This is a genomic window from uncultured Veillonella sp., from assembly GCF_934190855.1.
Lineage (GTDB): Bacteria > Bacillota > Negativicutes > Veillonellales > Veillonellaceae > Veillonella.
The window spans coordinates 1-13,491 of the sequence record NZ_CAKPTN010000034.1; the positions used below are offsets into that span (position 1 = coordinate 1).

Annotated in this window: 12 protein-coding genes; 2 read left to right on the forward strand and 10 right to left on the reverse strand. The window is 40.1% G+C overall.

Annotation, left to right across the window (positions count from 1 at the left end; all coding sequences use genetic code 11):
- Together Q0F90_RS03410 and nifJ are read right to left on the reverse strand one after the other, a co-directional pair.
- On the reverse strand, positions 1-1,042 hold a 1,042-nt coding region (locus Q0F90_RS03410; RefSeq protein WP_296003357.1), incomplete at its 3' end, for a methyltransferase regulatory domain-containing protein.
- Between the two features lie 156 nt (positions 1,043-1,198).
- The gene (nifJ, locus tag Q0F90_RS03415; protein WP_296003358.1) at positions 1,199-4,735 is read right to left on the reverse strand and encodes a pyruvate:ferredoxin (flavodoxin) oxidoreductase; all 3,537 of its coding nucleotides are present in this window, start codon (positions 4,733-4,735) and stop codon (positions 1,199-1,201) included.
- A 386-nt stretch (positions 4,736-5,121) separates the two neighbouring features.
- Between nifJ and Q0F90_RS03420 the strand changes: the two genes are divergently transcribed.
- Both Q0F90_RS03420 and Q0F90_RS03425 read left to right on the forward strand, forming a co-directional pair.
- Entirely contained in the window at positions 5,122-6,045 is a 924-nt protein-coding gene (locus tag Q0F90_RS03420; protein WP_009351004.1) for a LysR family transcriptional regulator, read from the forward strand.
- Positions 6,045-6,464: a hypothetical protein gene (locus Q0F90_RS03425; RefSeq protein WP_296003361.1), complete on the forward strand. Its 420-nt coding sequence runs from the start codon at positions 6,045-6,047 to the stop codon at positions 6,462-6,464. The genes Q0F90_RS03420 and Q0F90_RS03425 overlap by 1 nt, the downstream gene beginning before the upstream one ends.
- Before the next feature lie 158 nt (positions 6,465-6,622).
- Here Q0F90_RS03425 and Q0F90_RS03430 read toward each other — a convergent pair whose 3' ends face one another.
- The 8 genes from Q0F90_RS03430 to Q0F90_RS03465 form a co-directional block, all read right to left on the reverse strand.
- A complete protein-coding gene (locus Q0F90_RS03430; RefSeq protein ID WP_296003364.1) occupies positions 6,623-7,240 on the reverse strand; it encodes an SAP domain-containing protein in 618 nt (205 codons plus the stop codon).
- Between the two features lie 131 nt (positions 7,241-7,371).
- Positions 7,372-8,685: an MFS transporter gene (locus Q0F90_RS03435; RefSeq protein ID WP_296003365.1), complete on the reverse strand. Its 1,314-nt coding sequence runs from the start codon at positions 8,683-8,685 to the stop codon at positions 7,372-7,374.
- A gap of 241 nt (positions 8,686-8,926) precedes the next feature.
- Positions 8,927-9,283 (reverse strand): cupin domain-containing protein, encoded by a 357-nt coding sequence (locus tag Q0F90_RS03440; RefSeq protein ID WP_296003367.1) that lies wholly within the window; start codon positions 9,281-9,283, stop codon positions 8,927-8,929.
- Positions 9,284-9,311: 28 nt separating this feature from the next.
- Positions 9,312-10,187, reverse strand: a complete 876-nt coding sequence (locus tag Q0F90_RS03445) for a DUF4261 domain-containing protein (RefSeq protein WP_296003369.1) — start codon at positions 10,185-10,187, stop codon at positions 9,312-9,314.
- Between the two features lie 178 nt (positions 10,188-10,365).
- Entirely contained in the window at positions 10,366-11,913 is a 1,548-nt protein-coding gene (gene citF, locus Q0F90_RS03450) for a citrate lyase subunit alpha (RefSeq protein WP_296003371.1), read from the reverse strand.
- Entirely contained in the window at positions 11,903-12,868 is a 966-nt protein-coding gene (locus Q0F90_RS03455; protein WP_296003373.1) for a CoA ester lyase, read from the reverse strand. The genes citF and Q0F90_RS03455 overlap by 11 nt, the downstream gene beginning before the upstream one ends.
- On the reverse strand, positions 12,868-13,137 hold the full coding sequence (citD, locus tag Q0F90_RS03460) for a citrate lyase acyl carrier protein (protein WP_296003375.1): 270 nt from the start codon (positions 13,135-13,137) through the stop codon (positions 12,868-12,870). Before citD ends, Q0F90_RS03455 begins: the two co-directional genes overlap by 1 nt.
- Before the next feature lie 121 nt (positions 13,138-13,258).
- On the reverse strand, positions 13,259-13,491 hold a 233-nt coding region (locus tag Q0F90_RS03465; RefSeq protein ID WP_296003377.1), incomplete at its 5' end, for an anion permease.

Consider the following 13,491-nt stretch of genomic DNA (forward strand, 5'->3'; position numbering starts at 1 on the left):
TAAAGAGAATTTGGAACACAAAGCTATTCACTATTGTACGTACAGGAACTGTATTTACTTCCTCTGGATTAGCCACAGCATAGCTGATATCTTTTGCCGCACTTGCTTTACAGATAATAGACTTACGGAATGTTGTATCAAGCATAAAGTCTAAATATTGCTCTTGGTCTGCTTGGTTATTAGGAGCTAATTGCTCAAGTTTATCCGCAATGCTTTCATCATAAGTACGAACCATGGACAATGTAAGGTCCGCATCGCATACATAAGCAAGATTGTGTGCTTTTAGATGATCATTGAATTGATAAAAATAGCATGGATCATTATGCGGTTCTAAATGGTCATGGCCTACATAATAGTCGTCTTTTTGCATAACGGAACGTAAAGCACCTAAGAATTTACTATTGCGTTCCTTTAAATTATCGTAGTTAAGGATTTGAGCACCTACTAAACTGCCCACAGTTTTACCGCGCAATACCTTTTCCTTATGCGTAGATTCATCATGGCCACGATTAGCAAATAACATGAGCTGACGAACCTCTTCCATCGTATGCCAGCCAGGGTACGTATTGTAGGATACATAGGCAATGCCATTATCAGCCAAATGATTAGCAATAATATCGAGCAATTTATCCTTCATTTCTTCGCTGATCCAAGAATAGAAACCATGCGCAATAATATAGTCAAAGGTCCCCATGGATTCATCAAAATTCAAGATATCACCTTGCACTAAAGATACATTTTCAAGTTTTGAATCTCCGATAATTTTATTACCCTTCTCTACTTGATCTTTGGAAAGTTCAATCCCTACAAAGGTCGCTTCAGGGTTGTGAACTGCTTGGGAAATGATATTACCACCATAGGTAGCACCTAATTCAAGGACACGCGCCGTTTTAGCTGCTGGAGGCTTAAGACCTACAAGCGTACCGTACGCCTCTAAATAGGCAGGTGTAGTAAAAGGAAATGGATAGGATTTATAGCCTAACTCTTTATATATCGTTTGTTGCATATCTTCTGTTGCCATTTGTGTATTATCCTTAGCCATATGTACCTCTATATTTAATATTAAAATTATCCAAAATCTGTAATGCTAAAATTATGCATAGCTACTTATCATTATACCAAATCCCCAGGATTTTACATACAAAAGAGGCACCCTCGAAAGGGTGCCTCATATAGTTATCAGTCGTTAAATAATGAATTATTTTACGTCTTCAAAACCTTTTTGTAAGCGAACATAGCTTAAGCGACGTTCTTTAGCGTCTTGTTCAGTTTTAGCGAACAATTCTTCTGCCACATCTGGAGCAGCTTTAGCCAAGGAAGCGTAACGTACTTCACCTTTAAGGAAGTCTTGGAAGCTTTCAGTTGGTTCTTTGGAATCCAAGGAGAATGGATTTTTACCTTCTTCTTTAAGTTGAGGGTTGTATCTGTAAAGATCCCAGTAACCAGCTGCAACTGCTTTACGTTGTTCTTCTTGAGCTTTACCCATACCAGCTTTGATACCATGGTTGATACATGGGCTGTAAGCGATGATCAAGGATGGACCTGGATATGCTTCAGCTTCTGTAATAGCTTTCATCAATTGGTTTTTGTCTGCGCCCATAGCTACTTGTGCTACGTATACATAACCATAAGACATAGCCATCATGCCAAGGTCTTTTTTCTTAGTACGTTTACCAGAAGCTGCGAATTGAGCAACTGCTGCTACGTTAGTGGATTTAGAAGCTTGACCACCAGTGTTGGAGTATACTTCAGTATCGAATACGAAGATGTTGATGTCTTCGCCAGAAGCTAATACATGGTCAACACCACCGAAGCCGATGTCGTATGCCCAGCCGTCACCACCGAAGATCCAGTGGGAACGTTTGATCAAGAATTGTTTTTTCTCAAGAAGTTCTTTCAACTCAGGAGTTGTAGCGCCTTCAGCTTCGATAGCTGCTACTAAACGTTCGGAACGTTGACGAGTAGCTGCACCAAGGTTAGCGAATTCAAGCCATTGTTCTAAAGCTTCTTTCAATTCGCCAGTAGCAGTTTCAGCAGCTTTCGCAGCCACTTCTGCTAATTGTTGACGAACTTTCTTAACGCCGATGTACATACCATAACCATACTCAGCATTGTCCTCGAACAAGGAGTTAGCCCAGGAAGGACCTTGACCTTGTTGGTTAGTTGTGTATGGAGATGCAGGCATGGACGCACCCCAGATGGAGGAACAACCAGTTGCATTGGCAATCATCATGCGGTCGCCGAATAATTGAGTTAACAATTTAGCGTAAGGAGTTTCACCACAACCTGCGCAAGCACCAGAGAACTCGAACAATGGTTGTTCGAATTGAGAACCTTTAAGAGTCTCTTTCTTCATAGGGTTTTCTTTTACAGGAAGGTTAACACCGTAGTTCCAAGCTTCAGCTTGTTCAATTTCAGTGTCGATGGAGCTCATTACGATAGCTTTGCCTTTAGGAGCTGGACAGATATCAACACAGTTACCGCAACCCAAGCAGTCTAATGGGGATACTGCGATACGGAATTGAAGATCTTTAGCGCCCATTGCAGGGATTGTATCGAAATGTTCTGGAGCCGCAGCCACTTCTGCTTCAGTTGCCAAGATTGGACGAATTGTAGCATGTGGACATACGAAGGAACATTGGTTACATTGGATACAGTTTTCTGGTAACCATTTTGGAACGAACAATGCAGGACCGCGTTTTTCGAATTTAGCAGTACCAGCAGGTAATGTACCGTCTTCGTAACCAGCGAATGTGGATACAGGAAGATCGTAACCAGCTTGAGCATTGATTGGTTGTGCAATGTTTTGAACGTAGGATGGACAAGACTCACAACCAGGTTTTACTGTGTGGTTGCCTTCATCAACAGCGTTTTTCCAGTCAGCAGGAACATCTACTTTTACCAAAGCATTAACGCCTTGATCGATAGCAGCATTGTTCATGTCAACAATATTTTGACCTTTTTTACCGTAAGAAGTTACTACGGATTCTTTAAGGTATTTAACAGCATCTTCAACAGGAATGATTTCAGTCAATTTGAAGAACGCAGCTTGAGTTACCATGTTGATACGACCGCCCAAACCGATTTCGGAAGCGATTTTTGCAGCGTTGATGATGTAGAAGTTCAATTCTTTTTCTGCGATTTGACGACGTAATTTAGCAGGTAAATGTTCGTCTAATTCTTCAGGAGACCAAGTACAGTTCAATAAGAATGTACCACCTTTTTTGATGCCGCGGATCAAGTCGTATTCATGTACGTAAGATTGACGGTGACATGCTACGAATTGAGGTTCAGTAATCAAGTAAGGCAAGTTGATTGGGTTTTTACCAAAACGAAGGTGAGACATTGTTACGCCACCAGATTTTTTGGAGTCATAGTCGAAGTATGCTTGAGCATACATGTCAGTGTGGTCACCGATGATTTTGATAGCGGATTTATTCGCACCTACAGTACCGTCAGAACCGAAGCCCCAGAATTTACATTCAGTCAAACCAGGAGTTTCTACTTCTACGCCTTCAGCACGCTCTAAGGACAAGAATGTAACATCGTCATTGATACCCAATGTGAAGAATTTCTTGCCATTTTCAGCCGCTAAGTTATCGAATACAGCTACGATGTCTGCAGGGATAACGTCTTTGGAGCTCAAACCATAACGACCAGCGATAACTTTTACGTTACGGCCGCCGTCAACTACAGCTGCTTGTACGTCCAAGAACAATGGTTCAGCCAAAGCACCTGGTTCTTTAGTACGGTCAAGAACTGCAATGCGTTCTACAGTTTGAGGAAGAGCTTTCAACAAACGATCTGTTGCGAATGGACGGAACAAGTGAACGTTGATGAAACCTACTTTACGACCCAATTTGTTGAGGTAATCAACAGTGGATTGTACTACTTGAGCGGAAGAACCCATAGTAACGATTACGTCAGTTGCATCAGGAGCACCATGGTAGTTGAACAATTGGTAGTTAGTACCAGCCAATTTGTTAACTTCGTTCATGTAATTTTCTACAACGTCTGGAAGTTCCAAGTAGAATTTGTTGGATGCTTCACGATGTTGGAAGTATACGTCAGGGTTTTCTGCAGTACCACGAGTTACAGGAGCATCTGGGTTCAAAGCGTTTTTACGGAAAGCTTTAACAGCGTCCATGTCTACTAATGGTTTCAAATCTTCATAGTCCCAGATTTCGATTTTTTGAATTTCGTGGGATGTACGGAAACCGTCGAAGAAGTTGATGAAAGGTACGCGAGTTTTAATAGCTGTTAAGTGAGCTACTGCGGACAAGTCCATTACTTCTTGTACGGAGGATTCAGCTAGCATAGCGCAACCGGATGCACGAGCAGCCATAACGTCTTGATGGTCACCAAAGATAGACAAAGCATGTGCAGCCAATGCACGAGCAGCTACTTGGAATACACCTGGAAGTAATTCGCCTGCTACTTTGTATAAGTTAGGAAGCATCAATAACAAACCTTGGGAAGATGTGAAAGTTGTTGTTAATGCGCCAGCTTGTAAGGAACCGTGGAATGCAGCTGCAGCGCCTGCTTCAGATTGCATTTCTACAACTTGAACAGTGTTGCCGAAGATGTTTTTACGACCAGCAGCAGACCATTCGTCAATGTGTTCTGGCATTGGGGAAGATGGAGTGATTGGGTAAATCGCAGCAACTTCTGTAAAACCATAAGAAACGTGAGCAGCCGCTTGGTTGCCGTCCATAGTTTTAAATTTACGACTCATGTGATTATTGCCTCCTTAAGCATTTAGCAAAAATAGAACACTTGCTTAATCTATCATTATGTTTAGGAATAACAACCATTACAAACTTGCGTACATGAAAAAATAATGCAATAATATATATGTTATATATAATACGGCATTATGTGTGAACATACTTTTTTGTAATGGGCACAACCATAATTCCTAATATCATAACTTGATATAGCCCTATAAGCTAATTATAACGTGCTGGGCCCTATCAACGCAACACATACAGTGACTGTCGCTTTGCCAATATTGCTATTCATGCTTTACATAAAGTAATAGCTACTTGCATTCTAGTAATAACTATTCTCATTTAGTTAGGTCACTTCCTATAACCAAGTTTTATTTTTAGGGGGTTAATTATGGATTTTCATCATTTGAAATACTTCGTTGAAGTAGCTGATCAAAAAAGCTTCAGTAAGGCTGCGAGGAATTTACACATCTCCCAATCTGCTATCAGCCGTACTATCAAAGCTTTAGAAGACGAACTTGGTGTTGTTCTCTTCATGCGTAATGCTAAATCTGTAGAACTTACTGATGGGGGTACCATCTTCTTAACCCACGCTAAACGCGTTGTGTTTATGTTTGAACATCTAAAAACTGATTTTGAAAACGAATTTCGTTTGGAACAAGGTTCCATCCGAATTGGTATTCCACCAATTACAGATGCACCAATCTTTGCCCAATTATTAGGTGAGTTCAAAAAAGTTTATCCACAAATTGAATTAGAGCTATATGAACAAGGTTCTAAAAAGGTTGAGATCAGTGTTCAAGAAGGTTTAATTGATATTGGTATTATCTGTACTAAACCAAACCCTAAAGAATTTGAGTCCTTCTACCTTACTAGTGACCCACTTTCCGTTATCATTCCAAAATCCAGCCCTCTAGCGAAAGAAAAAGAAATTCGTTTAGAAATGCTAGCTGATGAATCCTTTGTATTACACAAAGACGACTTTAACTTGCATGACGAAATCATTAAAGCTTGTAAACACACTGGTTTCCAACCGCATATCGTGTTTGAAACAAGTCAACGTGATCTTATGTTACAAACGGTTAGTGCAGACCTTGCCATCGCATTGTTACCATCTCGCCTCTGCCCTGAGGTAGGGGAAAACACTGAGGTTGGTTCCAAGGTTGTAGTGCGTCCGCTCGTACCTGAAATCATTCATACCCTCTATGTTATTTGGAAAAAAGGTCATTACCTCTCCCACGCTTCTCGCTTGTGGTTAGACTTTGTAAACTCCAAATTACCATTACCTGGATTACAACTTGAGGATCGTCAATAATGAATAAAACCTCTGGGCTCGCAGCTAAATTGCGAGCCCTTTTGAAAGCTAAAGAAGCTCCCATGTGGGGCGTGATTATTGTGCTGGTTATTGTTATAATCTTCCAGCAAATACAAATTTCAGAATTACAATGGCGCGTCGACGAAGACCATGATGGCTCCACCATCAATAGCGTGGCAGGTCGTCTATACATCCTTGAAGGGATGGCAAATAAACACGGCGATCAATTAGACGAAGTCTTTAAAAGCATTCGTCAACTCCAAAACGACGGCGCTAAGTACGACTGGGAATTAAAACAACTGCAATGGTTACACCCAGAACTTAAAGTACAACCACCAGAGGCAAACCCACACCCATTCAAATCCACAGATCTAAATCTCGATATGAATCCTGGGAAAGTGCCTGATGTAACAAAATAAACTTAATAAAGAAATCAAGAATAAATAAAAGCACCTTATATACCTACAAAAGTCATCACAAATGACTCTTTTCATAGGATATAAGGTGCTTTTATCATTATTCTATTATAGATTTAATTACTAGTTTTCCCATACGTCTCTGCAATGACAAGTTACTTCTACTTGCGATACGCTTCTAATTTATATGCATATTCACTTAAAAGATCCTTTGAATAGATTTTTTCATTTTTTGAATCTCTAACTTCTTTCCAAATAATAGATGCTACTTTTAATTTATTCGAATAATTGCCACTACATTCGTCTGCACAAAAATCCTTAAAAAATTGATTCCATTGACAAACCGAATTGTCATACTTTGCATAATCTGATTCACCATAATATACTTTCAGCAAATCTCCAATGGTAAAGCTTATATTTTTTTCACTTTTTACTTTTCTCCAAGCAGTAGCCATATCAGCATTAAATTTAAATCGTGAAACACCTGTTAAATCAGAAAAATATTCTCTAAACTTCATATTAAAAGAAAAATTACATTCAAGTAATGGTGTATCTAAAGTAATATTTTCCACTTGTTTTTTTCTATTTTTTATTGATGATTTTTTAATTAAATTGCCTTTAAAGTACTGCTCAATAATATGATTGAGTTCTTGTTTTATTCCCCTATATTCTAATCCTAATAATTTACATATTTGTGAAAGTTCATCACGATACCAATAATATTTTTTAAATTCATCAAATGATGTAATTTCATCAAACTTAGGTCTACACTCTTTCAATATTCTGTCTCCTCAAGTTTAAATAATACTATTTTGTAAATTGTAACATAAAATTGAATAGTACCCAAAATCACACCATTGAAGCATTCGTTAAATATTTTCCTATGAAGTTATCTATAATATAGCTCTACTTAATCCTCTTTATGTTCCATAGATTTAGGAAGTGTCAAAATCAATAGACCTGCCAGGAACATGCATGCGCCCATTACGTAGTAGCCAATTGTAAAGCTACCAGTATGACCATTGATAAAACCAAGCATATAAGGACCTACCCAGCCCCCTACATTGCCGGAAGAATTAATAAGCCCCATTGCACCTGCTGCAGCGGCACCAGATAAGAACGTAGTCGGCATTGTCCACCATACGCCCATGCCACCGTAAACACCAACAGCAGTTAAACAGATGAATAACAAGCTAATTTCTGGAGATGGACTGTGTGGTGTAGCAATAAAACCAAATGTACCAATAAATAAGGTAGTAGCAATGTGCCAACGTTTTTCATTGCGCTTCTCAGAGGAATGACCACAGTATACTTGTACAAGTAAGGCTGCCGTCATTGGGATAGCGATAGACCAAGCTACCACACTTGGTGGCCAACCAGATAAGCTTTTAAGCACTTGAGGCATCCAGAAGCTAAAGCCCCAGAAGCCAATAATCCATAAGAAGTAAATTAAGGATAAAAGTAATACTTTAGGATCTCTTAAGGCTTGCCAAGTTGTATATTTCTTAACCTCTTGTTTTTTAGCCTCTTCTTTAGCAAGCTCCTCTTTCATGTAAGCTTTCTCTGCATCACTTACCCAAGATGCTTGTTCTGGCTTTTCTTTCATCCAGAATGCAAAAATGAAAGCAAAAATTACAGCAGGTAAGGCCTCTACGATGAAGAGTGTACGCCACCCATGTAGGCCAAAGAATGTTGTATCAAGCAATACGCCAGCTAACGGACCACCGATGATGTTGGAGAATAACAAAGACGTAAGCATTAAGGAAATAGCCTTTGCTCGCTCCTTCGGTAAGAACCAGTTAGGAATCAATAAGGAATATACTACTGGATACAATGACGCTTCACATAAACCTAAGAGGAATCGATATAGGTAAAACTCCCACACGGTAGTCATGGTGGTCATGAGGACACACACAATCCCCCAGCTAAACATAATACGTGCAATCCAAAGCATGGCATTGCAACGTGCAGCAATCAATGATGCAGGCACCTCGAATAGAACATAGCCAATAAAGAAAATACCGGCGCCCATACCGAATACCTCTGGTGTTAACCATGGTAAGTTTTCTTTCATAGTTAAGCCCGCATAGGCAATATTTACACGGTCTAAAAAGGCAATAATAGAAACAATAAATAATGGCAGGATTACGTGTAGCATACGCCGTTTCGCAAAGCCCTTAACGTCGATAGCCTCACTTCGAGACTCTAGTGTAGATGAGTTCATACAATTCCTTTCTACTGACTACAATATTACATACCCTACTATCTTATGTAACCAAAAGTCCTCTGTCAATGAATTGTATAGAATATAGAGATGCTAAATAGGAATAGTAGAACCTAAATAATGGCATATTAAATGAAAAAAGGTATATTCGCTAGGAATAGCTATATAAAATAAAAAAGCACTTTATAGTATAAATATATCTCTATCATAAGATAACCAAATACTATAAAGTGCTTTCATATTAATTTGTACTAACAGGATCATAATCAGCAGGCACAGGAGCAACGATACTTACAAATACAATATCTTCTGTCCCAGTATTTTTTGCACCATGACATTCACCCTTTTTAGATACTATAACTTGCCCCTTTGTAAAAGGCACCTCTGTATCAGGCGTTGGATAAAATACCCCCTTGCCTTGCAATATAACCCATATATCATCAGAGTGATGATGGTAGTGTTTCGGTAAGGTTTGACCAGGTTTAATAACCCATACTGAACCACCTGTGGAATCAGTTTGATAAAATGGTGTCTTAACAGCTTTCTCCAAGCTTTCAACTTTCACAAGTTCCATATCAAAAACACGTTGATCACTCATAATGCTCACACCTTTCATCGATTAACAACTAACGTGTTCCTGATGCGTATTCGCCCATATTAATATCTATAACAGTTCGAACTGGTTGAATTAAGGAGTCCTCATACTGAACCGCCCATTTAATATCTGGACTTAGATCTCCATTTTCTAACCCTGCAATCGTTTGTCCATCATCAATAGGATTATCGTGCTCAAAGATATAGTACAACACACTATACGCATGATTTACGATCTCATCGGGGTTCATGCCGTGAAAATGGTACTGCAAATCAGGATAGAACAAGGTGCTCATACCTAACGTATCAACCATCATGTCATCTGTGCCTTGAATGCTAAAATATCGCACATTTACGGCATAATAAATAAAACGAGTTACAGCTTTATCTGGATGATTTTCAATGGTTTCACGACTTAAGAACTTTCGAGCTGGACCAAAGACAACGGCCTTGCAAGATGGATATAGCTCTAGCAGTGCATCTACATATTTTACTAACATATCAGCTCGTTCTTTGGGTTCTAAACCTGAAGCTAACATATCGGTAGCAAAGACTCTATATTGACACTCATCTAACAACTCGTCTACATTTGGACAATCCCACACCTGACTACGCTCAAAATCATCGAGTACAGGTTTGTCGATTTTCTCACAATTCGTCACCATTAAGGTCGGTGGAATATCGGCATCATTATCTTCATAATGAACCTTATAATTCTGCGGTGCAAAACCTGCAGATTCTGCTCCATAACTAAAGCAATCAACAGGACCTAAATACTTTGTGAAAACCTCAACCATTGTATCGCGGTCAGGCATATCACACTGCTCGGGCATTAATAACTCAACGAAAAACAACCCGCCAGGACGAACAGAATTATCTGTTAGATCTTGTTTAAATACTTGGCTCATATTCGCTCTCCTAAAGTTAAAAATTAATGTAAAACAAAGCCCTCTCTCTTATAGTATAACTAATGTTTATGAGTATAACAATCATTTAAATACATAACTACTAGTATTTTCGAGTACTTGATACAACGTAAAAACACTCTCTACAGTCCGAAGACCATAGAGAGTGTTTTAATTTTAATTATAGAGGTTTGCGAACCACGTCAAGGATGGAACCATCGCGGTATTCTACGATTGCCACGATGTCTTCGTCTTTGTCAGACACAGGAATGTCTTGTGGTTTGCCTACTAAATCAAATGCTAATTGTTGTAATTCTTCAATAGTGAAGATAGGCAAGTTGCTATCTTTGAAGCGTTCAATCAAATCAGTACGAGCTGGGTTGATTGCGATACCGTATTCAGTAACGAGTACGTCAACGGAGGAGCCTGGTGTAATTACAGTAGCTACTTTATCACGGATCATTGGCAAGCGGCCGCGGATCAATGGGCAAGTAATAACTGTGCATTTAGCACCTGCTGCTGTATCGGAGTGACCGCCGGAAGCGCCCATCAATACACCGTTGGAGTCAGTCATTACGTTTACGTTGAAATCAAGGTCGATTTCAGTAGCACCAAGGAATACTACGTCGAGGTAGTTTGTAGTGCAGTCAGTCCATGGGTTAGCGTACATGGAAGCGGACATTTCGATATGTGCAGGATTTTTATCCAAGGATGCAGCTGCAGTAGTATCGAATGTTTGAGTATCGTAAATAGCACGGATCAAACCTTCTTCAAGCATACCAGTCAAGATACCAGTAGCACCGCCGATAGCGAAGCCACCTACTTCACCGCGTTTGCGAAGTTTTTCAGCGATGAATTTCGCTACAGTCAATGGAGCACCGCCAGCGCCCAATTGGAATACGAAACCATCTTTAATGATGCCAGCTTGGTCAAGGAATTCACCAGCTAATTCAGCAATTTTAATTTGGATAGGGTTTTTAGTGAAACCTACCGCACCAGAAGCGATACCTTCTGGATCACCAATGCAATCTACTTCAACAACGTAATCTACGTCAGTTTGAGGGATTGCATAGTTATGTACATAGTCAACTAAGTTATCAGTGATGATAACAGTTGTATCTGCATAGTGGGAGTCAACTTTAGCATAGCCAAGTGCACCACATGCGGATTTGCCCATACGACCAGTAGCATTACCACGAGGGTCAGCTGTAGGAGCGCCCATGAAAGCTACGTCGATATGAACTTCGCCAGATTCGATAGCACGAGCACGGCCACCGTGGGAACGAATGATTACAGGGCGTTTCAATACGCCTGGGTTTTGCGTTAAGAATTTACCAAGACGATCGCGCAAGCCAGATGTTTCAATAGCTGTTACAGTGCCGTCTTGAATCATTTCTACTAAGAACTCATGGCATGGGGACAAGGAAGAAGATGCGATTGTAATATCTTTAATACCTTTCGCTTGTACGCGTTCCATAACCATTTTCATTACATAGTCGCCATTGCGTAAATGATGATGGAAGGACAATGTCATACCATCTTTTACGCCAGCTTTTTCGATTGCTTCGTCGATGGAAGCAAGTACTTTATTAGTACCAACACGACTCATATGCACAGGTTTACCTGCACGGTTCACTTTAGGTTCGATTGCGAATTCACCTTGATATACTTCGCGACCTTCTAGTGCTGGGATATTTGTTGGGATATCGCGACCTACTTTATTTAACATCGTATTCTGCTCCTTCCTCTAATTCAACTTTAATGCCTGCTGCACGTGCTTTATCAACAACGCGTTGTGCACGTACTACGATAGGACCATCGATCATTTTGCCATCTACGGAGATTACGCCTTTGTTGTTGCGCAATGCATCAGCATAGCTGTTCAATACCTTAACGGAATGAGCGATTTCTTTTTCGTCAGGAGTGAATACTTCGTGGACAATTTTGATTTGGCTTGGGTGGATGCAAGATTTGCCATCGTAGCCCAAAGCTTTAATGAATTCAACTTCTTCGCGGAAGCCTTGTGGGTCTTTCACGTCGGAGAATACAGTATCGATTACACGGATACCTGCTTCGCGTGCTGCGTGAAGGATTGTTTGACGAGCGAACAATAATTCAACAGCTGGTTTGCTTTTACCAGTACGAAGGTCAGCACGGTAGTCTTCAGCGCCAAGAGCGATAGCAACTACGCGAGGACCATGGCAGATTTCGCGAACATTGTACAAGCCACGAACAGATTCGATAGCTACGATAATGTTAATTGTACCTTCTGGCCAACCGTTAGCTTTTTCCACTTCTTCAATTTTCTTCGCTACGATTTCAACTTCAGAAACGTCTTCAGTTTTAGGTAAACGAATCAAATCAGGTTTTGCAGGAACGATTACATCAAGGTCATCATAACCATAAGGAGTTTGTGTAGGATGGTTGATACGAACAACTGTTTCACCACGGAACTTACGGGATTTCAAAGCTTCTGCAGTTAAAAGACGAGCAGTGTCTTTTTCTGTTACAGCAACGGAATCTTCGATGTCGATCATGATGGAGTCAGCACCGTGAATGTCAGCACTGTTAATCATTTTAGGTGTATTACCAGGCACGAACATCATGGAACGAGACAAGCGTTTTTTAGCAGCCTCTGTTAATGGATTTGTTTTAACTTCTGGGAATGTTTTATCGTTAGCCATTATGCTTTGCTCCCCCTTTCCAATGCGCCTAATACGCGAGCTTTAATTGTGTAATCCCAAGCATTTTTATCTTGTACGATTACTTTCACGCCGTCAAAACCAGCTTCTTTCACTGTGTTTAAAACAACGGATTTAATTTGGTCGCCGTATTGACGGATAACTTTGGATGTTAATTCAATTTCGATACCGCTAGCAATCGGTTCAACCGTTACTAATGCATCATTTTTTTCGTCGAAGCCAGCTTGCGCAGCTTTTACTAATTTTGCCATGTTGCACCCTTTCCTTATGAAACATTTATAAACCCAAATCTGTACAGGCTCGTCGCGAGAGCCTATACAGACATTGAATACTACTAATTAAATTCTAACACTCCATTGTGAAAGTTTCATATTACATGAAACCAGCGATTTTCCACCAAGGAATACCAATTACGTAGTTCAATACTAAGCATACCAAAGCGGATACTAAACCAACTGTCCACCAGTCTTTTACATTGTTGTAACCAGCGGAGAAGATGATTGGACCAGGAGCAGCACCGTAGTGAGTTACGGAACCACCATAGGAGTTTGTACCAATCATGATGAATGCAAGTAATGTAGGATCGATGCCTGCGTTGATACCAA